General features: G+C 69.8%; 1 protein-coding gene. It reads left to right on the top strand.

Annotated elements, in window-relative coordinates:
• Positions 1-278, top strand: a 278-nt coding sequence (locus tag IG69_RS20660) for an IS3 family transposase (protein WP_036830715.1), incomplete at both ends; no start/stop codon positions are given.

Here is a 278-nt window from a genome sequence, read left to right as displayed (position 1 = left end):
CGGTACAAGCGCCGCGCCATGTCCAAGACCGCGCTGCGCCGCCAGTGGCTCACCGGCCTGATCCGAGAGATCCACATCGCCTCCCGCGGCACGTACGGCTACCGGCGGGTGCACGCCGAGCTGACCATGGCGATGGAGGTCCAGGTCAGCTCGCGCCTGGTCTCGGTGTTGATGACCCGGGCCGGCATCTACGGCCTCCCAGGCCCGGCGCGGGTCAAGCGCATGCGCGGGGTCGTCACCTCCGATGACCTGGTCAACCGCAAGTTCCACCGGCTGCA

The organism is Phycicoccus jejuensis (assembly GCF_000720925.1).
GTDB lineage: Bacteria > Actinomycetota > Actinomycetes > Actinomycetales > Dermatophilaceae > Phycicoccus > Phycicoccus jejuensis.
This window is presented reverse-complemented; position numbering and strand designations above follow the sequence as displayed.